The following is a 21,372-nucleotide window of genomic DNA, read 5'->3' as shown; positions in this document are numbered from 1 at the left end:
TATAGATTCTTCACTACGTTCAGAATGACAAATTATATCGAACTCGCGTTATTTATTATATTTTGAAATAAAATACCAGAAATTGCATTTGTTATTACAAAACAAAAAAGTCATGTAAGGAAACTTACATGACTTTAATGAAAACTTATTATTTGTTGTTAAATCTTTGCTCTTTGTAATCTTCTTGCGGCTCTGTTTGATTTTCCGCGTTTAATTTTAACTTTAGAAGTGTACATTAAATAATACATTACTGGTATCATAATTAATGTTAAGAAAGTAGCAAATGTAAGTCCAAATATAATAGTCCATGCAAGTGGTCCAAAGAATGTAACATTATCCCCACCAAGGTGAATTTTAGGATCAAAACTACTGAATAAGCTTACAAAGTCAATGTTTAGACCGATAGCCAAAGGTATAAGTCCTATAATTGTTGCACTTGCAGTAAGTAACACCGGAGTGATACGTGTTTTACCAGCCTGAATAATTGCATCGCGGGTTTTTAATCCACGTTCTTTCAAAACATCAGCAAATTCTACTAACAATATACCATTTCTAACAACTATACCACCTAAAGCAACAACTCCTAATCCGGTCATAATTATTGAGATTGTCATATCAAAAATAATAAATCCTAACAATACTCCAATTATACTGAATATTACTTCTGAAAGAATGATAACCGATTTTCCAAATGAGTTAAACTGTGTTATTAGAATAAAGAATATTAATAGTAATGCTAATACCATAGCTTTTGATAAGAATCCCATGGTTTCAGCCTGATCTTCCTGCTCACCTGTTAATTTAATTTCAATGTTTTCACTTTTTTGGAAACCAGGAATTGCTTTATTTATTTTAGCAACAATTTCATTTGCAGTATACCCTGAAGTAATGTCTGATGATAGAGTAATTACGCGTTTTAAATTATATCTTTTAATTCCTCCAAAAGAATTCTGATATCTGATTTTAGCAACAGATGATAGTGGAATACTTCTAAGCATACCGCTATTCATATCACGATAAGTGATGCGATGATTTAAAAGTTTATCAATATTTTCTCTTGTTTCTTCTGAATATCGTAACTGCACAGGATATTGATCTTCGCCTTCACGGTATTTTGTTATTTCTTTTCCATATACAGCGGTTCTAAGTTCACCACCAACCTGACCTGTCATAATGCCTTCACTATTTGCTCTCTCGCGATCAATGTCAATAATGATTTCAGGTTTACCTTGTTCGAAATCAGACTTCAATAATTCTATTCCTTGTATGTTTAAAGAATCAAGATAACGTTTAAAGTGTACAGAGGCGTCTATAAGTTCTTCAAGATTTTCGCCACTAATTTCAATATTAACGGGTTTACCTGTTGGAGGTCCCATTTTTTGTTTCTCAATAGAAATCTGTGCACCCGGAATATTTTTAACAGATCTACTTAATAAATCCATATATTTTGAAGTACTTTCTCCGTGACGTTTTGCAAAGTCAACAAAGTTTACAGTAACTTTTCCCTGATTAGGGGTTATCGTTCCAAAATCAAAAGCATTACTAGATGCACCAAGTGCAACATTACTAATAATAGATTCTACAATAGGATTGTGTTTGCCAATAACTTCAAAAACTTTTTTCTCGACGATTGTTGTAACAGAATCAGTAACTTTTACACTTGTTCCAACAGGCATTTTAATTAATACAAATAAATTGTTTGGTTCATTATCCGGGAAGAAAACTACTTTTGGTTTTTTGATTCCGGTTATAACAAATGTTGCAAAAAGCAGCACAACTAATCCAATCATTAAATAATAAGGACGTCTGTTCTTTAATGACCAGTGTAAAATATTTTCATATTTTTTAAGAATATTTGGAATTGTTTTCTTTTGGAATCTGAGTAAAATAAACTGACCCCAGAAGTTATGAAAAATATAAAGAAGTGCTAAAAACACTATGAAATTTCCAATACCCCAAACCTGAAAAATATAGAAAGGTAATGATACACAAGTTATAATCAGAGCATTCCTGAATATTTTTTTGCTGCTTAATTTTTCTTCTTCATTTTCATGTTTCATAAAGCGAACAGCAAATACAGGATTTATGATGTATGCTACAAATAGGGATGCAGTTAATGTGATGATAAGAGTTGCAGGAATAAAGTACATGAAACTACCTACGGTTCCTGGCCAGAATAACAATGGGAAAAATGGAGCAATAGTTGTAAGCGTACCCGAAAGGATAGGAACAAATACTTCTCCGGCTGCAATCTTGGCAGCCTTGCCTATACTCATTTTTCCATTATGTTGATTGAAAATTCTGTGAGTATTTTCTATTACCACAATGGCATCATCAACAACAATTCCCAGTGCAAAAATAAACGAGAACATTACAAGCATATTCATTGTAAAATCAAATCCTGGCATAACAATATATGCAATTCCCATTGAAAGTGGCACTGCCAATCCTACAAAAACAGCATTGGTAAGCCCCATGAAGAACATAAGGATGATTGTTACCAGAATAAATCCAATAATAATAGTGTTGTTCAAATCTGCAAGTGTTGTTCTTGTTAAACGTGATTGGTCTCCCGAAATAGTTATTGTTAAATCTTCTGGTAATTTTTCTTCTTGAAGGTCAGCAATTATATCTTTAATCTGATCACTTGCATCTAAAAGATTTTGACCGCTTTTTTTAACAATGTTCAATGTGATTACATTTTCATTGTTTAAACGTGCAAAGCTTTCCTGTGTTTTAAATGAATCTTTTACTTCTGCAATATCACTAAGTTTTAACAATGCACCCGCACTGCTCTTAAAATTAATATTTTTTATTGTTTCAATATCTTTAAACTCGCCTGTAATTCTTATTGAGCGTGTCATTCCCTGCAAGTCAATAGTACCTCCGGAGATTGTCATATTTTCGACAGAAATTGCTCTCTCTATATCAGAAAATGTACAACCGGACATTTGCATTTTGTACATATCAACATTTATCTGAATTTCTCTGGATAATGCACCAACAATGTCAACACGTGTTATTTCTTTTAATGATTCAATTCTGTCCTGAAGAAGTTCTGCATATTTTTTTAGTTTATCCAGAGGATAGTTTCCGGAGATATTGAGGTACATAATAGGAATCTCTGAAATGTCAATTTCTCTTACTGCAGGGTCGGCAGGTAAATCGTTTGGAAGTGAAGATTTGGTTTTATCAACTGCATCTTTTACCTTTTGTTTTGCCTCGGCAACATCAATACCTGTGTTAAATTCTACAACTATAGTTGAAAAATCCTGAATACTGTTACTGGTAATTTTTTTTACTCCGCTTATTGATTTAATGTTTTTCTCAATTGGCCTTGATATAAGGTTTTCCATATCATTTGGCGAAGTACCAGGATAAATAGTATTTACTAAAATCGTTGGTATTACAATTTCCGGAAACTGTTCTTTGGGAATTGTATTATAGTTCCAGATTCCAAAAATGCTTATAATAAAAACCAGCACGTAAATACTCATCTTATTGTCAATAGACCAGCTGGTAGGTCCGAATTCTTTTGTTTTATGTAGTTTCATTTTTATTCTTTGTTAGAAATAATTCTGCTGATAATTTAAATATTTCTACAATTCAATTTTTTGATTTTCTTCTATGTCGAATAAGTTTGATGTAAGCAGAATGTCGCCTTCACTTAATCCTGAAATAATTTCGGTTAAGCCATTATAACTTAGTCCCTGTGTAATTACTTTTTTAGAAACAGTATAACCTTTATCATTTTTTAAGGCAACCCAAACAAATTGAGACTTTGAATCGTTCTGTATAAGATTTACTGGTATAACAAAAGCCTCATTATTTCTATAATCAAGAATATTCATTATAGCAATCATATTTGCTCTATACTCAATTTCGCCAGGTTTTACATATGATTCAATTTGGAATGTACGATTAATCGGGTTTATAAAACGACTTGTGAAATCAATTTTTGCATCAAATGTTTTGTTGTCTTCAGGGAAAGTAATTTTTACTTCATTTCCTTTTTTAATTTTAATTGCATTTACTTCTGAAACATCAGATACAATCTTTACTCTGTTGAAATTAATTACTCTGAATGCAACCATACCCGGAGCCAAACTTTGACCTATTTTAATAGGTGCTTCTTCAATTGTACCAGAAATTGGAGAAGTTACTTTATACATGTCGCCCTGTTCTTTTATCGTTTTTATTTGATTTTCTATGTTTTCTTTGTTATTCTTTGCTGAAAGATATTGTACTTCGCTACCAATTTTCTGATCCCATAATGCTTTTTGACGGTTATATAAATCAGTTAGAAATACTAATTGTGTGTTTAATTGATTTAATGTTTGAGTAACCATGCCAGCATCAAGTTCTGCCAATATCTGTCCTTTAGAAACTTTGTCACCTTCTTTTACAAGAACTTTTGTTACAACTCCCATGGCTTGGGATGTAGCAATTACATTTTCTTCTCCATCAACTTTTCCTTGTACTTCAATATAATGACTGAAAGTTGTTTTTTTAATTTCTAAAAACGGAACTTTTGCATTACTTGCAATAAGAGTTGTGTCACCATTATTTTTAATTTCACTTTCTAATGCTTTTATGTCATTCCCAAGTTTTTCGTAATCAGCTTTCATTTTTTCGAGCTGGGCTTTTTTATCTCCGCTACAAGCTGTAAACATTACAACTGTTGCTATTAGAACTAATAATTTTGTGTTCATTTGTATATATTGTTTTAATTTTTTAATTAAGATTCAAAAGTTTTTCCATTTTTGCTTTTGCATTAAGCAAATCCATCATAGATGTAAAATAGTTTGACATTGACTGCAGGTATTGGTTTGAAACCTGTGTAATATCTGTACTTGATGACATCCCTTCTTTATATTTAATTATTGTACGTTTCTGAATTTTATCAGAAAGCCTCATGTTTTCTTTACTCGTTTTATATTTATCAAGAGCCGACATTAATTCACTTTTTGATTTCTCGTGATCTAATTTTAATCCCTGTGAAGCCTGTTCTTTAGATATTCTTGTTTTATCGAGAGCTATTCTGGCTTGCTGTACTTTTGCATGTTTCATTCCTGAGCTGAAAATTGGAATATTAACCGATAATCCAATCATATCAGGGGCAGTAAACGATAATGAATGTGTATTGAAGTTTTCATTATGTGCATAGAATGCAGCAATGTCAGGCAAGTATGTTGATTGGTTGTATTTAACATTTAATAGAGTTAATCTTTCCTGACTTTCTAGTAGCTGAACTTCTGGTGTAGCTGATGATTCAAATGGTTTGATCAATAATTCCTGCAAATTGTTTTCATCAACAAAATTTTCAATTTTATCTGTTAGTTCAATTTTCTTTGAAAGATCTAATCCCATCTGAAATTTTAAAAGATTATATGCAATCTCAACCTGACGGGTAATCATCATTCTTGAATCGTTTAAATTGCTTAATGTTAATTTCATCTGGTCAACATCTGTTTCTTCAATAAAACCCTGAACAAACATCTGCTCCATTTTAAATTTTAATTTCTCTGTATTGAAATATGTAGAGTCAAGAACTTTTTTGTTTTCTTCGGCTACTAATACTAAGTAATATGCACTGGATACAGATTGTTTTAAATCTTTTTCTGATTTTGTTAATGCGATTTCAGATAAGCTTCTGAATGTTTTTGCAGTTTGTAATCCTACAATATAAGAGCCACTAAAAATTAGTTGAGTTGCTGTAATATCCAATGTTGACCCCCATTTCATATCACTTTCTTTAACGGTTTCTGGAGGTCCTGGATTTGGATAATATCCAAAACCTTGCCCGGGTGCTAATTGGTTTAATGCTTGATCGGCACCATACATCCAAGTTCCCAAGTTGCTTAATCCTGAAAATGATTTAATAGATGCAGGAACAGTTAGCATATAAGTTGCATTAAGTTTTGCGTTTATCTGTGGTAAACCAAATGCAGTTGTTTCCCAAATTTTCTTTTTAGCCGATTCTAAATCAAGTTGTGCGTTTTTTGTTAGCGGACTATTTTTTAAAGCATAATCCTGCGATTCTTTTAAATTTACACGAATTGTACTATCGCTTTGAGCAAACGATATAAAGCTAATAGTAATTAATGTATACGTTAAAACTAAAATACAAATACTTCTCATTTTTCTGATTCTTTTTTTATGTTTTCAAGTTCTTTTTCTAAAATTTTTATTCCTTCCTGAGTTGCAATTCCCCTTACATGATAAACAATTAATTCGCGATGACAGCTTTTATCAAGTAATTCTTCCATAGTAAATATTTCAGATTGTTGCATTGTAACTAATCTAGAAACATGAAGTCTTGCAATAAACTCAGCATTAAAATCATTTCTGTATACTTTTTCTTTTATACCCCGGTTTAAATTTGCAAGAATATGTGAATGCATTGCTTCAAGCGCCTTGTTTTTATGATTTTCATAAATAGAGAAATGGTATTTCCTTAAATCAAAATCAACATTTGCGTTATAATTTTTTATTTTTTCGCTGAAATATTTATTAATAAGAAATAATTCAAGAATTGCATTTTGTGCACAACCTAAAATTTCACACAAATCTTTTAAAACCTTATTTCTTTCTAATTCAAAAACCTGACTAACCATTTCATCTTTATCTTTGAAATGTTCGTAAAGTGTTTTTTTAGAGATGCCAAGTTCACGACTAACATCATCCATAGTAACACTTTTTATCCCATATTTAAAATACAGGTTGTAAATGCGACTGAGTATATTTTCTAATTCTGGATTCATGGCGCAAAATTATATAAAAATTAAACTTTGGAAACTATTTGCATGTAAAAAGTTTCCGCAGTTTAACATTTTTTTGCTTTTCATTTTTTCAACTATCTGATATTTTGCGACAAAAGTATTTTTGACGTTTTGCCTTTTAAAATTGTTTTTTACGAATGGGCAATTTTTCTCGTTGAATGGCGAAAAAAAGGGGTTGGAGAAAAATATGTTAATTTTTAATACAATAATCATTAATCTTAATATCTAAAACCTATATCTTTGCACCGAATTTTTAAATATAAAAAGATGAAAGCATATGTATTTCCGGGCCAGGGTGCTCAATTTTCAGGAATGGGAAAAGATCTTTACGAATCAAATCCTATTGCTAAAGAAATGTTTGATAAAGCAAATGAAATTTTAGGTTTTAGAATTACAGATATCATGTTTGGTGGTACAGATGAGGAGCTTAAACAAACAAAAGTAACACAGCCAGCAATTTTTCTTCACTCAGTTATTTTAGCAAAAACTATGGGAGAAAATTTTAAACCCGAAATGGTTGCAGGACATTCTTTAGGAGAATTTTCTGCTTTGGTAGCTAACGGAACATTATCTTTTGAAGATGGTTTAAGATTAGTTTCTGCACGTGCACAGGCAATGCAAAAAGCTTGTGAAGCTGAACCTTCAACAATGGCAGCTATTTTAGGGATTGATGATGAAATAGTTGAACAGGTTTGTGTAGAAATTTCTGATGTTGTTGTGCCTGCAAATTATAATAGTCCCGGACAAATAGTAATTTCCGGTTCGGTTTCAGGAATTGATAAAGCTATAGAAGAGCTTACAAAACGTGGAGCAAAACGAGCATTAAAACTTATGGTTGGAGGTGCATTTCATTCACCTTTAATGGAGCCTGCAAGAAAAGAATTAGCTGCAGCAATTAGTAATACTCATTTTGCAAATCCAATTTGTCCGGTTTACCAAAATGTAAATGCTTTACCAGAAGTAAATCCTGAAAAAATAAAAGAAAATTTAATAGCACAATTAACTTCACCTGTGCGTTGGACACAAATAGTAAAAAATATGATAGCAGGTGGTGCTTCATCATTTACTGAAGTTGGTCCTGGTAGTGTGTTACAGGGATTAATTAAAAAAGTTGACAGAGCAATGGCATGTGCCAGTGCATAAAAAATCAGTCAGGTCGAAAGACCTGACAACAATATAAATAAACTATGGAAGAAATAGGAATTGGCTCAAGAATAAAGCATAACACTTTTGGAGTTGGTGTTATAGTACAGATTAAATACAGCTCTTATACAGTTACCTTTATTGAAGAGGGAATGAAAGAGATTTCGAAAGATTTTTCACATTTTGAAGTTCTTGATAAAACTCTACCTCCAAATGAGTTGGTTAGTCTTTTTGATATCGAAAAAAGCTTTATGCAAATAATTCAGCGCTATTCTGATATTCAGGAAAATGTGCAGTTAGGTAGCAAATGGACAGGTGGTTCAATGATTTTAAGACCCGGAGATAAAAACCTGAAAGAAAAAGTAATTCCTATTGATGCATTTTTCCATAAAATAGTAATGATTCGCGATAGAATCAGAACTTTAGAACAACGTGTAAATGCAAGTAAAATGACCGATGAGGAAAAGGTAAATATTCAACAATATATTACAAGAATATATGGAAGCTTAACTTCATTTAATGTTTTGTTTAAAAGGACGGAAGATTATTTTATTGGGGATAAGGGGGAGTAATATTTTAATTTCTTTCTAAATACTTTTTATAATAAATGGGAAAAGCGTCTTCGCTTTTCCCATTTATTATTTTTTTTGCTCTTGCGGATTTTAAAATCCGCAATTATATAAGTGGGGATTTTAAATCCCCACTAGCAGCCATTTTTTTTAATAAAGTATTCATACTTGATTAAATAACATTTAACAAATAACTTGTTAACTTTTTTAAAAGTCCTTTACCATTAATTTTGGTTCCATCATTTCGTGAATTGCAAATTTTACGCCTTCACGACCAACACCAGAATTTTTTACACCTCCATAAGGCATTTGATCAACGCGGAAAGTTGGAACTTCGTTTATCATTACTCCGCCTGCTTCAATTTCGTTAAATGCATAATTCATTTCGCTTATTGAATTTGTGAATACTCCAGCTTGTAAGCCATAATCAGAATCGTTTACGCTATCAACTGCACTTTTAAAATCAGAATATTTTTCGATTGTAACAACAGGTCCAAATATTTCTAATTTGCAAACATTCATTTCTTGTTTGGTATTTGTGAGTATTGTTGGTTTGTAAACAGTACCATTTCGTTTTCCACCACTTAATACCTTTGCACCATCTTTTACTGCCTGATTAACCCAGTCTTCAACACGAATTGCATTTTCTTCGTCAATCATTGCAGAGATATCTGTATCTGGTTCTTCTGGTTTTCCGATTTTATATTTTTTAATTATTTCTGTAAATTTTGAAATAAATTCATTGAAAATATTCTCATGAACATATATTCTTTGAATATGAATACAAACCTGGCCAGAGAATGCAAAGCTTCCAACTGTGCACTTTGCTACGGCTAAATCAATATTTGCAGATTCTGATACAATTACTCCGGCATTACCGCCTAGTTCTAGCGCTATTTTCTTTTTTCCACATTCTGCTTTCATTTTCCATCCAACTTGTGAGGAACCTGTAAAAGATAACATCGAAAATCTGTCATCAGTTACAAGTTGTTGTCCGGCTTCTCTGTCCATAGGTAATACAGAAAAAGCACCTTTTGGTAATGCAGTTTCGTGAATAATTTTTGCTAATTCTAAAGTAGAGAGTGGAGTGGAGCGGGCAGGCTTTATAATTATACAATTTCCGCTTGCTAGTGCAGGAGCTATTTTGTGTGCAGCAAGGTTTAAGGGAAAATTAAAAGGTACAATGCCTGCAATTAATCCTAAAGGAAAATACTTGATTATTCCTTCTTTGTTTTTTCCTGCTGGGGTCCAGTCAAGTGACATCATTTCACCAGGCAATCTTTTTGTTTCTTCGGCAGCAACAATAAAAGTTTGCACTGCACGATCAATTTCACCTAAAGCATATTTTAAAGGTTTGCAAGCTTCCATTGCCAATACCAATGCTAACCTTTGTCGCGATACTTTTAGTTTTTCTGCGATTTCTATTAAAATTTCATAGCGGGTAAATGCAGGAAGTTCGCGCATGGTTCTTTTAACTGCCTGTGCTTTTTCAATTGCTTTTTCTAATTCTTTTTTCCCAGCAATATACGTTTGAGCAAATTCTTCGTGAGAATATGAATTGATTACTTTTAATTTTTGTTCAGTTGTAATAAACTCACCACCAACATAAATAGGATAATTTGCTGACATAATAAATAATTTAAAATTATAATTCAAATTTAGTTTTTATAAGTTAAATAACTAAAATTTATAATCAAAAGTTTGAAAGAAAAATTATTTACTTTTGCTAAAAATATAATTGTTGTGAGTAATATTCAGCCTTTTTCTGATGAGCATTTTATGCGCGAGGCGCTTAAAGAAGCCAAAAAAGCAGAAGCAGAGAATGAAGTTCCTGTTGGTGCAGTAATTGTTTGTAATGATAAAATTATTGCAAGAACTCATAATCTTACAGAAACTTTGACTGATGTTACAGCTCATGCTGAAATGCAGGCGATAACTTCAGCCGAGAATGCAATTAATGGAAAATTTCTTGAAGAATGTACCTTATATGTAACACTTGAGCCTTGTGTTATGTGTGCAGGAGCTTGTTACTGGAGTCGATTTAAAAAAATAGTATTTGGTGCTCTCGATCCTAAACGCGGTGCTTCGTTAGTTGGCAAAAATATTTATCACCCAAAAACAGAGATTATAGGAGGAATATTAAGCGGGGAATGTGGTGGCATTATTAGTGAATTTTTCAGGAAGAAACGAGAAATAGATAATATTTGAGGTAGTTATAGGTAATATTCTATTAACGTTTTTACCGTTGTATTTTTAATTAATTTTGTGAAGTTTTATTTTAGTATAAAATTATTTATATTGCATAAAATAGTTTGTATTGTAACTGTTTAGAAATTAATTTTTAAGAAATGAAAAATTTTGACTTTGACCTTAATCTTAATATAGGGAATCAGCCCCAGAAAAAAGCTATTTGTGTTTTTTGCTCTTCTAGTGAGGTGTTAGACAGCTCTTACTTTGATGTTGCAAAAATTATGGGTAAACTTATTGCTGAAAGTGGGTTTAATCTGGTTCACGGAGGAGGAATGATTGGTTTAATGGGTGCAATTTCTGAATCGTGCCAGAAATATGGAAGCAAGGTAACAGGTGTATTACCGGAAAGATTAAATCTTGAAGGAATAGCATCTGAAACTGATGATGAGATTATTATCACAAAGGATATGGCAGATCGCAAAACTGAAATGCGCAAAAGGTCAGAGGCATTTATTGCTTTGCCAGGTGGTTTTGGAACTCTTGAGGAGATTAGTGAAGTAATAACTTTAAAGCAACTTAAGTATCATACTAAACCTATTGTTATATTAAATACAAATGATTTCTATAAACCATTAATTGACTTGTTTGAAAAGTTTTACGAAAACTCATTTGCAAAGCCAGAGTATAGAAATTTGTATTTTGTTGCGGCAACACCCGAGGAAGCTATTAAATATATAAATGAATATAAATACGAAGAAGTTAAAGACAAATGGTTTTTTAAGAATTTGTAATAATTATATTTTAAAGCCTAATATTGTTATATCATCTACCTGAAAATAATTTTCTTTCCAATTTGTTAAACTATTTTCAATTTTTTCCAACTGCTTGTTCATCGGCAAATTGTTAATTTCTACAAATAATTCCTTAAGCTTAGCATATTTGAATTTTCTACCTTTATCACCACCAAACTGATCGGCATATCCGTCACTCATTAAATAAAGAATATCACCTTTAGAGAGTTGAAATTCGTGATTAGTAAATTCATTCATTTTTGTATGTATAGCTATTGGCATTTTATCTCCTTTGAGTTCAATTAATTCATTGTTTTTAACAATGTATAATGGATTATTTGCACCAGCAAATTGTAGTTTTAATGTTTCTGTGTCAAGAACACATAATGAAATGTCCATTCCATCTTGCACCCTTAATGTTGAAGAAGGGTGTTCATCACTCTCTTCTTTTTGTTTTAATGATTCAATTATGCTTTGTCTTAGGTGATTTAATACATCAGCAGCAGCTGTTATTTCTTCTTTAAGAACTATCTCGTTTAAAAATGAAATTCCAAGCATGCTCATAAAACCTCCTGGAACTCCATGTCCTGTGCAGTCTGCAACACAAAAAATCAGTAGATTATTTATTTTTGTTGTCCAGAAAAAATCTCCGCTTACAATATCTCTTGGCAGAAATAGCACAAAATGATCGCCAAGCATTTCTGTCATTTGTTCTTTTGAAGGTAATACAGCATTCTGAATTCGTTGTGCATAGCGAATACTTGAAGTAAGCTCTTCATGAATTTCTTCTATTTTATCTTTCTGATTAATAACTAAGTCGCGTTGTGCTTCAATTTCTTCTTTTTGCTGATTAACTTCTTCATTTAGAAGCATCAGATTGTCACGTTGAGCCTCAATTTCATCGCGCTGAGTTTCAATTTCTTCTTTTTGTTGTAAGATTTCCTGGTTTCTTTTTCTTAGCTCTTCTGTTCTTTGTTCTACAATTTGTTCAAGTTTAATATTTGCAGCTTTTAGTCTTCTTGTATTAATCCATATTCCCAAATAAACTAAAATTATAAAGAGAATTAAATATGAAAAATATGCTAAATAAGTTCTGTACCACGGGGCGAGTATTGTAAACTCATATGTTATTTCCTGACCTTCTATTTCATAAATATTTTTTGATTTAACTCTGAAAATATATGTTCCCTCTGGTATGTTAGTATATTCTTTTTTGCATATTGTTGAATAATCTGACCACTCATCATCAAAACCATCAAGAAAACATGAGAAAGTATTGTCTTCTTCCCTGTCAAAAGTAGGAGCTGCATATTCAAAAATTAATGAGTTGTGTGAATAGGGAAGTTGTTTTTTTTGCCATTCCGGTTGAATAACTGAGAATAACCCTGCTTTGTCAGAATAGCATCCATTAAATAAAGTGTCTTTATGGTAAATTACTCTTGATAAGATTGTTTTAAAATTTGTAACAAGTTTTTTATTTTGTTTAGAATCATATCTGTAAATACAGTCTGTTGTTCCAATCCAGGTTATCCCATTGCTGTCAGGGTATATAAAATAAAGATCGTTAAAAACTAATCTTTTAAAAGGATTGTCAAATTTTATATATTTATTATTTTCATGTTTTAATTGAGTAACAGTTTTATTAATCATTAACCAAACAGATTTATCACTTCCTTCAGAAATATTATACATTGGTTGTGATTGTTCTATAGAATCACTAAAAAAAGTTTTTGATTTATAAAAAGAATTTGTTTTTTCATTAAACTGGTACATACCATTAGGTGTACCAATATGTAGCTCATTGTTTAAAAGTCTTACCTCTAATAAACCATTTGGTAGTCCATTTGAGCTGTCAAAGTGTGTAACCTCAGTATTATAGTTTATGGTATCTTTTAATTTAATTTTATAAATACCATTTGCAGCTGTACTTGCCCAAAAGATATTCTTTTTTTCTTCTAAGATATAATATACATCGCCAGAGATTTCTTTTGAAGGTTTGTAAAGTTGCCATTTGTTATTTTTATTTTTGAAAAATCCAAAATCCTCGCCACCACCATAAAAAATCAGGTTCTTATAATATCTTGAACTTTCCACACATAATTCATAATTGTTATGGTAAATAAATTTATTTTTTAATTTTTCAATAATAAACATTCCGCTATACCAACAAATAAGAGGATTATTGTTATAGTTTGCAACTGAAAATGTCTGGTTGTTTAGATTGTTAACAACGTTAAAAAAAGATGGTGAAAATTTATTATTTTCAAATTTCGCAGAATTTAATTTAAACAAACCATCAAGAGTTGCAATTAATAATTTATTTCCTATTTTAACAATATCCTGGCAGATGCCTGTTATTCCTAATCTTTTGTCAAAAATTGTGAAAGGCGATGAGACTTCAATTCTTCCTAGTCCATTGCTTAGCATTGCCCATAATTCACCTTGTGAATCGTTAAACAAAGCATATACAGAATTTCCTGTTAAACCGGTTTCAGAATTTATAATTTGTATTATTTCACCTTTAGTATTGATAATAATAATACCACCTGACATAGTTGCAATTGCTAAATTATTGTTAGATAATTTAATTCCTTTATAAAATCTGAGATCTTTAAGTTTGTCAATTTGTGAAGGAATGTTTTGAGGAAGTGTAGTTGCACTAAAATTTATCAGACCTTTATTTTCTGATAGTCCTATGTAAGAATTGTTATAAGATTTAAAAATTGCTCTTAAATCTTTTAATTGATTCCATCCTTTATGTTGAATGAGTGAGTCATTTTCTATTGTTAAAAGTCCTTTGTCATTATCCTGAACAAAAAACTTTCCATCTGTCATAAAAGCTGTGAAAAATCCTGAGTATGGTTTAAATATTTTAGTTTCTTTTTTGTTTATTCTTATTATTTTTTGAGGTGTTACAAAATATACCCCATCTTTATTAGTATAAGTATTCCAAACATAACTAAAATCTCTTTCTTTTTCAGGTACTTTATTCAGAAGTGAAACAAAGTGCACAAGTCCGGAAGAATCTACACCAAGATAACCAATTTCGCCTTCTCCTCCAACATATATTCTACCAGTACTATCTTTTCCTAAAGATAAAACTGTACTTATTTTCTCTGTAAAAAATCGTCGCCAGTTTTTTCCATCATACTCTAAAATACCTTTTCCGTTACCAAAATACATTACACCTCTATTGTCTTGTTCTGCTGACCAGTTCTGAAAGAAACCGTGATATTCGTCTGGAGTGTATATTCTTATAAAAGGTAAACCCTCGTTTTGAGAAAATAATTGTAACGAGCAAAAAAATAGTATTAAAGTAAATTTCAGATATTTTAATTCTTGTGTTTTCAATTTAGTGTTCCATTAAATTCTAATTCCTGCTATTGTTATATCATCAACCTGTTCAGAGTCCCCAATCCAATTTTTTAAAGAATTATTTAATATTTTCTTTTGTAATTGCATTGGTTCGTTGAAGTTTGATAATAATATTTCCTTAAACTGTTTATACATAAACTTTTTGCCTTTTGGACCTCCAAACTGATCAGCAAAACCATCACTAAACAAATAAATGCAGTCACCTTTTTGAAGCATAAAGTTGTGATTTTTAAAAGGCTCCATTCTTTCATGAATTGCAACAGGCATTTTATCACCCTTCAGTTCATAAAGTTGAAAGTCTGAAAGTTCAAAGTAGGATCCATCTTCACTTTTAACTTTCGACTTTTCACTTTTTACTATATAAAGTGGATTATTTGCTCCTGAAAACTGTGCTTCCAATGTTTCAGTGTTAATTGTTATTAATGCCATGTCCATGCCGTCTTTTTGTTCACCCTCTATACCTTGTTGTTGTAATGACAATATTATATTATCTCTGAGTTTATTTAAAATTGTTGCAGCATTTGTAATTTTTTCTTTATTTACAATTTCGTTGAGGAATGAAATACCCAGCATTGACATAAATGCTCCAGGTACTCCGTGTCCTGTACAATCGGCAACACATAAAATGATAGTATTATCAACTTTTGAAGTCCAGTAAAAATCACCGGAGACTATATTTCTTGGAAGAAAAATAGAAAAATATTCATAATTAGATTTAGTTAGAATCTCAAGTGATGGGATCATTGCTGCCTGAATTCGTTTAGCATAATGAATACTTGAAGTTTGTTCGTTATGAATTATTTCTATTTGATTTTTCTGGATGGTTACCGTATCTCGTTGTGCTGTTATTTCATCCCTTTGGGATTCAATCTCTTCTTTCTGCTGACTAAGTTCCTCGTTTTTTTCTTCGATTTCTCGTTTTTGTTGAGCAAGAATAATGTTTGCTTTCTTTTTATGTCTATAGCTTCTAAAAATAACAATAGAAAGAATAATCATTAATCCAAATCCAAATAAATAAAAATTACGATAAAGCTTTTGTTTTTGCAATTCTGTTTCTGCAGCTAATTCCCTTTTTTTATTTTCATAATCAATTTTTTCCTGTTTTTTCTCATATTCATAATCACTTTCAAGTCTAATCATTTTCTGATTATTCTCATATGAATTTAGGCTATCCTCTAAATTATTGTATAATTCTTTATAATCAAATGCTTTTTTGAAGTCTGATATTTTGTAATATGTTTTACTCAGACCGGCATAAGTTGATATTATCAGGTTGTTTGCGCCAATTTCTTTTCCCAATATTTCTGCTTGTTTGAAATATGAGAGAGCATTTTTATAATCTTTTATTTCAAGGTATAGCTCTCCAAAACAAACTAAATTGTTTAATACACCATTTTGATCTCCGATTTCTGACTGAATATCCTGAGCTTTTTTATAGCAATCTAATGCCATTAAATACTTTTTTTGCGCCTTGTATACCAGTCCAGTATTGCTTAATGCTTGTGCTACACCTGCAGTGTTACCAACTTCTTCTTTTAGTTTCTTGCTTTTTTCTAAATAATTTAAAGCTGTATCATATTTGTTTAAATTTAAATATGTAACTCCAATATTATTATATGCATCGCCAAGATTAAGTAAATTGTTTTGAGATTTATATATGCCAACTGTTTGAAAATAATATTCAAGTGCTTTGTTATTTTTATTCTGACTTTCATAAATCATTCCGATATTATTCAGAAAATTAACAAGTCTTTCGGGATGGTTAATTTTTTCCTGAATTTTTAAACCTTTAAAAGTATAATCTAATGCTTTTTCAAAAATTCCTAAATAATAATAAACAATTCCAATATTTAAATATGAACTTGCAATATTGTCGCTATCTTTTAACAATATAGCGTAATTTAAACTTTTAAACTGATAGTCTAAAGATTTCTGGTAGTTTCCCATGTAATCATAAACTATTGCAATATTATTTAATGCTGATGAAATATTACTTGTGTCGCTTAATTGTTGTGCAATATCAAGACATCTAAGGTGATTGTCTAACGCAAGATCATATTTGCCCTGAAGTTCATATATAATTCCTTTTGTACTGAAAGATGTTGCAATGCCTCTTTTAAAACTGATTTTTTTAGACAGATTTAAGGCTTTATCTGCCCAGATTGTTGCACTATCTAAGTTTGTGTTAGTGTATTCGTATGCAATTGCAGACATTGCAATAATTCTATCTTTGTCGGTCTTACTTTTAGCAAAATCAATAAACAAACTGTCTAGATTTTTTGTAGCAGATGAATTACTGTAAAACAATGCAGCAAAAATAAATGTGCATATATAATATTTTATATATTGTTTGTAACAATTCATCTTATTATATTTTTATTCCAATTAATGTGATGTCATCAACTTGTTCTCCATTACCAATCCAATTAGTAAGAGAATTGGTAATTATTGTTTTTTGTTCGTGCATAGGCTTTTGCGAGACCGAAAGTAAAAGTTCTTTAAATTGTTTATACATAAATTTTTTGCCTTTAGGGCCTCCAAACTGATCGGCAAACCCATCACTAAAAAGATAAATGTAATCTCCTTTTTTAATTTGAATGTTTGTGTTATTAAATGAGTCCATTCTCTCGTGAATTGCAACAGGCATTTTATCGCCCTTTAGTTCATAAAGTTGTGCTGAAGGCATCCCTTCGGAAAAGTCTGAAGTTGAAAGCTCTTCGTTTTCGGACTTTTTGATTATATAAATAGGGTTATTTGCACCGGCAAATTGCATGTCCAATGTGTCAATGTTAATTGTTATGAGCGACATGTCCATACCATCTTTCTGTTCTCCACTTTCGCCTTTTTGCTTAAGAATGTTAATAATTTCTTTACGTAAACGCCTTAAAATTATTGCAGGTTGTGTTATATATTCTTTAATTACTATTTCTCTTAACAAAGATGAACCAAGCATACTCATAAAAGCACCAGGAACACCATGTCCTGTGCAATCTGCAACCGTAATAATTAAATTGTTTTCAACTTTAGCAAACCAATAAAAATCACCACTTACTTTATCTTTTGGCTTATAAATTACGAAACAATCTGAAATGTATTGTTTGATTTGATTTATGTCTGGCAAAATTGCAGTTTGTAGTCTTGTCGCATAATCAATACTTTGAGAAATTTCATTATGAATTTCTTCAATCTGTTCTTTTTGAATTGTTACAAGGTCACGTTGAGCAAGAATTTCATCACGTTGAGATTCAATTTCGTCCCGCTGTGCTGTTATTTCTTCTTTTTGTTGATTTAAAGTCTGGTTCTTTATTAGAATTTCATCTCTTTGCTTAACAACTTCTGCTGTTCTTTCATTTACAGTATTCTCAAGTAAAACTTTTGCTTTTATTAGTTTTTGTTCACGAAGCTTAATAATTACAAGAATTATAAAAATTAAAAAGAGAAATGCCAATATTCTAAACCAAATTTGTTCCCACCAAGGGGTTTCTATTTCGAAATGGAATTGAGCAATCTCGGTAGACTTTATACCATTTTCATTAATGGAAATTACCTTGAATGTGTATTTTCCTGAAGGGAGATTACTGTATGTTGCCTTTTTTTCACTTGTTGGTGGACTCCATTGATGATCCATTCCTTCTAAAATAAAGCTATATTTTGTTTTTTCAGGGCAATTTAAATTTATGCCTGAATAACAAAATGTAAAATGATTAAGATTATAAGGAAGTACAAGACCAATAGGAAGTTTAGTCCAATTCTCTAATTTGTTAAAATAAACTAATCCGGAATCTAAATAATTTTTCCAATTGATGTTTTTATAAAATAACTCAATTGATTCAATAATAACAGATGGTTGAATATTATTTATTTCTTTTAATTTTGGATTAATACAAAGTAATTTTCTGCCTGTTCCAATCCATATTATCTCATTGTTATCAATACAAATAGAATTCGCCATACAAGTACTGCCTGTATAACCTTCAACTCTACTATAGTTTTGAATTTCATAATCTGATAATGAATTAATGTTTTTTGATTTTGGTTTAAGAAATGATATCCCATTAGCAGTACCAATCCATATTCCATCTGTGTTATCAGCTAGTATAGATTTAATATGATTATTGCATAATCCATTTTCTTCTTTTAAGTTAAGTAAGGTTTTGTCTTTAAGTTGAAACAAACCCTGACCGTCAGTTCCAATCCATATCCTATTTTTATTATCACAATATAAAGATATAACAGGTGTGTTTTTACTAAAAACATCCGGATAAAGTTTAGATATCTTACCATTTGTTAAAATATATAAACCTGTTTCTGTTCCAATCCATACGTTATGTTTAGTGTCTTGTGTTATGGAATTTATAAAGATTGAGGGTAAGCTATCCTTGGAGCCGTAATGAATTATTGTATCATTTTTAATAATAGAAAGACCACCACCATAACCACCAGCATAAATTTCATTTTTGTTACCAATAAGAATAGAAAGAAAAAAATTGGTTTTTAATCCATGCTCAGTTGTTAAATTATAGAAATTATTGCCATCATATTTCATAATTCCACCTCCTGAACTTGCCATCCACAGATTATTTGATTTGTCAAATTCAGATGATAGAATGAAGTTTGATGATAGTCCCTGTGTTGTTGTATATGTATTAAATAAATTGCCATTATAAAAACATATTCCTCCGCCTGAGGAACAGAAAACAATGTTAGTGTCATTTTTTATAGAAATACTTCTTATAACATTACCAGGTAATCCTTCTGATTCGCTTAAATATGTAAATTGTTTTGCTGTATATTGACATATTCCTCCGCCATAGGTAGCTACCCATATGTTCCCATATTTGTCTTCAAGTAAACTTAAAACTATGTTATTTGATAACCCTTCATTTACAGAAAATGGCTTAAATTCTTTTCCATTATATAAAAATATTCCACTACCTGAAGTTGCAATCCAGATATTATTTTTTGAATCACATAACACATCGCATGTATTTAAATTACTTAATCCCTGCACTTTTCCATAATAATTGAAAGTTTCATTTTTAAATGAAATTAATCCACCTCCGTATGTTGCAATCCAGATTTTACCTTCATAGTCTTCATCAATTCCTAAAACTCCATTACAGGTTAATCCGTTTTTTGTATTGTAGTTTTTAAAGCTTTTTCCATCATATATACTTAAACCTTCTGTATTACTGCCAAACCATAAATTTCCATGTTTATCTTCAAAAATTTCTCTTATATTCTGACTGCATAATCCATCTTTTTTAGAAAAAATTTGGAAAGTCTTTCCGTTATAACAACATACACCTCCATTCTCAGTACCAAACCATATTTGATTTTTAGAATCCTGAAAAATTATCCATACTGAGTTGTCAGGTAGTCCGTTTGATTTATCAAAATTTTTAAATGAATTTCCATCAAATACACTTACTCCTCCACCTGAAGTAGCTATCCATAGTTTTCCTAAATTGTCTTCAAAAACATCTTGCACAATATTATTTTTTAATCCGTTTGATAAATTAAAAAATTTAAAAATATATCCGTTAAATATGCCTGCACCATTGCCAGATGTTCCAAATAAAATTTCACCTTTTTTATTTTCTCTTATTCTTAGAATGTATGGATTGCCAATTCCTTGTTCCATATCAAATTTGCGGAAAAAATATTGAATCCCAGCTGGTTTAACTTCGGGTTTTCCAGCTTTTGTGACCTTCCATTTTTTAATAATGGTAGTATCTTGTGTAAAGCCATTAAATGCAATAAAAGTGAAAAATACAAATATGTAATATCTAAAAGACATTGATAAATGTTAATGATTTTATAAAAAATGAGTAAAAAAAAACGAAAAATACAAATTAATTTTGAAACAAATAAATTTCAAAATATAATATTAAGTATATGAATATTATTTTCTTAGTTCGAAATTCTTTCCAAGATATAATTTCCTGACCTGTTCGTCTTCACTAAGCTCTTCAGCTGTTCCGGATTTAAATATTTTACCTTCAATTAATAAATATGCTCTATCAGTAATGGTAAGAGTTTCATGTACGTTATGATCAGTAATTAGAATGCCGATGTTTTTTTCTTTAAGTTTTGATACAATTTCCTGTATATCCTCAACAGCAATTGGGTCAACTCCAGCAAATGGCTCGTCAAGTAAAATAAATTTTGGACTTAAGGCTAATGCACGGGCAATTTCTGTTCTTCTTCTTTCACCACCGGAAAGTTGAATTCCTAAACTTTTTCTTATTCTGTTTAACCCAAATTCTTCCAATAAGGATTCTAGTTTATTTTTTTGTTCCACCTTAGAGAGTTTTGATAATTCGAGAATTGATAAAATATTATCCTCGACTGTCATTTGTCTGAAAACTGATGCCTCCTGAGCAAGATATCCAATTCCCATCTGAGCTCTGCGATAAACAGGTTCTTTAGTGATTTCAACATCATCTAAAAAAATTTTTCCGTCATTAGGTTTTATTAAACCAACAATCATATAAAATGAAGTTGTTTTTCCAGCACCGT

The 21,372-nt window shown here is 30.7% G+C and carries 13 protein-coding genes; 4 read left to right on the top strand and 9 right to left on the bottom strand.

Translation table 11 applies throughout. The features are described from left to right. Positions 1-158: 158 nt before the first annotated feature. The 4 genes from HY951_07250 to HY951_07235 are packed head-to-tail and all read right to left on the bottom strand — an operon-like array spanning position 159 to position 6,764. Positions 159-3,554 (bottom strand): efflux RND transporter permease subunit, encoded by a 3,396-nt coding sequence (locus HY951_07250; protein ID MBI5539838.1) that lies wholly within the window; start codon positions 3,552-3,554, stop codon positions 159-161. Positions 3,555-3,599: 45 nt separating this feature from the next. Next, positions 3,600-4,712, bottom strand: a complete 1,113-nt coding sequence (locus tag HY951_07245) for an efflux RND transporter periplasmic adaptor subunit (GenBank protein ID MBI5539837.1) — start codon at positions 4,710-4,712, stop codon at positions 3,600-3,602. Positions 4,713-4,734: 22 nt separating this feature from the next. Beyond that, entirely contained in the window at positions 4,735-6,141 is a 1,407-nt protein-coding gene (locus HY951_07240; GenBank protein ID MBI5539836.1) for a TolC family protein, read from the bottom strand. Further along, positions 6,138-6,764, bottom strand: a complete 627-nt coding sequence (locus HY951_07235) for a TetR/AcrR family transcriptional regulator (protein ID MBI5539835.1) — start codon at positions 6,762-6,764, stop codon at positions 6,138-6,140. The genes HY951_07240 and HY951_07235 overlap by 4 nt, the downstream gene beginning before the upstream one ends. Before the next feature lie 285 nt (positions 6,765-7,049). Here HY951_07235 and fabD point away from each other — a divergent pair, with 285 nt between their 5' ends. Continuing rightward, positions 7,050-7,925, top strand: coding sequence for an ACP S-malonyltransferase (gene fabD, locus HY951_07230; GenBank protein ID MBI5539834.1), 876 nt, complete (start codon positions 7,050-7,052; stop codon positions 7,923-7,925). A 44-nt stretch (positions 7,926-7,969) separates the two neighbouring features. After that, complete coding sequence (locus tag HY951_07225) at positions 7,970-8,497, top strand: hypothetical protein (GenBank protein ID MBI5539833.1); 528 nt, start codon at positions 7,970-7,972, stop codon at positions 8,495-8,497. 204 nt (positions 8,498-8,701) lie between these two features. Here HY951_07225 and HY951_07220 read toward each other — a convergent pair whose 3' ends face one another. Next, positions 8,702-10,123 (bottom strand): aldehyde dehydrogenase family protein, encoded by a 1,422-nt coding sequence (locus HY951_07220; protein MBI5539832.1) that lies wholly within the window; start codon positions 10,121-10,123, stop codon positions 8,702-8,704. A gap of 150 nt (positions 10,124-10,273) precedes the next feature. Here HY951_07220 and HY951_07215 point away from each other — a divergent pair, with 150 nt between their 5' ends. Next, positions 10,274-10,702 carry a nucleoside deaminase gene (locus HY951_07215; GenBank protein MBI5539831.1) on the top strand — a complete coding sequence of 143 codons (429 nt, stop codon included), beginning with the start codon at positions 10,274-10,276 and terminating at the stop codon, positions 10,700-10,702. A 140-nt stretch (positions 10,703-10,842) separates the two neighbouring features. Then, positions 10,843-11,475, top strand: coding sequence for a TIGR00730 family Rossman fold protein (locus HY951_07210; protein MBI5539830.1), 633 nt, complete (start codon positions 10,843-10,845; stop codon positions 11,473-11,475). A 3-nt stretch (positions 11,476-11,478) separates the two neighbouring features. On the opposite strand, the gene HY951_07205 is transcribed toward HY951_07210, so the two are convergent. The 4 genes from HY951_07205 to lptB all read right to left on the bottom strand — a co-directional run. Beyond that, positions 11,479-14,826 carry a SpoIIE family protein phosphatase gene (locus HY951_07205; protein MBI5539829.1) on the bottom strand — a complete coding sequence of 1,116 codons (3,348 nt, stop codon included), beginning with the start codon at positions 14,824-14,826 and terminating at the stop codon, positions 11,479-11,481. 12 nt (positions 14,827-14,838) lie between these two features. After that, positions 14,839-17,214, bottom strand: coding sequence for a tetratricopeptide repeat protein (locus tag HY951_07200; GenBank protein ID MBI5539828.1), 2,376 nt, complete (start codon positions 17,212-17,214; stop codon positions 14,839-14,841). 4 nt (positions 17,215-17,218) lie between these two features. Then, positions 17,219-20,650: a SpoIIE family protein phosphatase gene (locus tag HY951_07195; protein MBI5539827.1), complete on the bottom strand. Its 3,432-nt coding sequence runs from the start codon at positions 20,648-20,650 to the stop codon at positions 17,219-17,221. Between the two features lie 105 nt (positions 20,651-20,755). Further along, a partial coding sequence (lptB, locus tag HY951_07190) for an LPS export ABC transporter ATP-binding protein (GenBank protein ID MBI5539826.1) occupies positions 20,756-21,372 on the bottom strand: 617 nt, incomplete at its 5' end.

Source organism: Bacteroidia bacterium (genome assembly GCA_016218155.1).
In the GTDB taxonomy this organism is placed as follows: Bacteria; Bacteroidota; Bacteroidia; order Bacteroidales; family GWA2-32-17; genus GWA2-32-17.
Note: the sequence above shows the minus strand (reverse complement) of the source record. Positions and strands in the feature narration are given on the sequence as shown.

What these genes read in the sequence shown, in the direction of transcription:
- HY951_07195 (MBI5539827.1), bottom strand. Translation starts at nt 20,650, where the DNA reads ATGTCTTTTAGATATTACATATTTGTATTTTTCACTTTTATTGCATTT.
- HY951_07245 (MBI5539837.1), bottom strand. Translation starts at nt 4,712, where the DNA reads ATGAACACAAAATTATTAGTTCTAATAGCAACAGTTGTAATGTTTACA.
- HY951_07235 (MBI5539835.1), bottom strand. Translation starts at nt 6,764, where the DNA reads ATGAATCCAGAATTAGAAAATATACTCAGTCGCATTTACAACCTGTAT.
- HY951_07200 (MBI5539828.1), bottom strand. Translation starts at nt 17,214, where the DNA reads ATGAATTGTTACAAACAATATATAAAATATTATATATGCACATTTATT.
- HY951_07225 (MBI5539833.1), top strand. Translation starts at nt 7,970, where the DNA reads ATGGAAGAAATAGGAATTGGCTCAAGAATAAAGCATAACACTTTTGGA.
- HY951_07210 (MBI5539830.1), top strand. Translation starts at nt 10,843, where the DNA reads ATGAAAAATTTTGACTTTGACCTTAATCTTAATATAGGGAATCAGCCC.
- fabD (MBI5539834.1), top strand. Translation starts at nt 7,050, where the DNA reads ATGAAAGCATATGTATTTCCGGGCCAGGGTGCTCAATTTTCAGGAATG.
- HY951_07220 (MBI5539832.1), bottom strand. Translation starts at nt 10,123, where the DNA reads ATGTCAGCAAATTATCCTATTTATGTTGGTGGTGAGTTTATTACAACT.
- HY951_07215 (MBI5539831.1), top strand. Translation starts at nt 10,274, where the DNA reads ATGCGCGAGGCGCTTAAAGAAGCCAAAAAAGCAGAAGCAGAGAATGAA.
- HY951_07250 (MBI5539838.1), bottom strand. Translation starts at nt 3,554, where the DNA reads ATGAAACTACATAAAACAAAAGAATTCGGACCTACCAGCTGGTCTATT.
- HY951_07240 (MBI5539836.1), bottom strand. Translation starts at nt 6,141, where the DNA reads ATGAGAAGTATTTGTATTTTAGTTTTAACGTATACATTAATTACTATT.